Below are 1,290 nucleotides of genomic sequence, written 5' to 3' on the forward strand. Positions count from 1 at the left end.
TTGCGCCTGGAGCATGAAGGGGCCGCAGAGAATCGGTGGCTGCGACTGTTTATTAAAAACACAGCACTCTGCAAAGACGAAAGTCGACGTATAGGGTGTGACGCCTGCCCGGTGCCGGAAGGTTAAGTGATGGGGTGCAAGCTCTTGATCGAAGCCCCGGTAAACGGCGGCCGTAACTATAACGGTCCTAAGGTAGCGAAATTCCTTGTCGGGTAAGTTCCGACCTGCACGAATGGCGTAACGATGGCCACACTGTCTCCTCCTGAGACTCAGCGAAGTTGAAATGTTTGTGATGATGCAATCTACCCGCGGCTAGACGGAAAGACCCCATGAACCTTTACTGTAGCTTTGCATTGGATTGTGAACCGGCCTGTGTAGGATAGGTGGGAGGCGTTGAAACCGAGTCGCTAGATTCGGTGGAGCCAACCTTGAAATACCACCCTGGTCTGTTTGCGGTTCTAACCTTGGCCCGTTATCCGGGTCGGGGACAGTGCATGGTGGGCAGTTTGACTGGGGCGGTCTCCTCCTAAAGTGTAACGGAGGAGTACGAAGGTACGCTAGGTACGGTCGGAAATCGTGCTGATAGTGCAATGGCATAAGCGTGCTTGACTGTGAGACTGACAAGTCGAACAGGTGCGAAAGCAGGTCATAGTGATCCGGTGGTTCTGTATGGAAGGGCCATCGCTCAACGGATAAAAGGTACTCTGGGGATAACAGGCTGATACCGCCCAAGAGTTCATATCGACGGCGGTGTTTGGCACCTCGATGTCGGCTCATCTCATCCTGGGGCTGTAGCCGGTCCCAAGGGTATGGCTGTTCGCCATTTAAAGAGGTACGTGAGCTGGGTTTAAAACGTCGTGAGACAGTTTGGTCCCTATCTGCCGTGGGCGTTGGATACTTGACGGAGCCTGCTCCTAGTACGAGAGGACCGGAGTGGACGTACCACTGGTGTATCGGTTGTCATGCCAATGGCATTGCCGAGTAGCTATGTACGGAAGAGATAACCGCTGAAGGCATCTAAGCGGGAAACTCGTCTGAAGATTAGGTATCCCGGGGGCTTGACCCCCCTGAAGGGTCGTCCGAGACCAGGACGTTGATAGGCTGGGTGTGGAAGCGCGGTAACGCGTGCAGCTAACCAGTACTAATTGCCCGTGCGGCTTGATCCTATAACCTTGCGGAGTACCGCAACGGAACGTAGTGATCGTGTGTGTGTAGCCGACACAATTGAACGAAACAACGCAACCCCAGTGCAAGGCGCCCCGAGTCTGCTACAATGCAGCCCGTCGCGTC

At 54.5% G+C, this 1,290-nt stretch carries 1 rRNA gene (cut by a window edge); it reads left to right on the plus strand.

The window, feature by feature from the left end:
- Window positions 1-1,166 (plus strand): 23S ribosomal RNA (locus HNR28_RS17960); it begins 1,820 nt to the left of the window's first position.
- Window positions 1,167-1,290: the final 124 nt, after the last annotated feature.

This window comes from Castellaniella defragrans (assembly GCF_014203015.1).
Classification (GTDB): domain Bacteria; phylum Pseudomonadota; class Gammaproteobacteria; order Burkholderiales; family Burkholderiaceae_B; genus Castellaniella; species Castellaniella defragrans.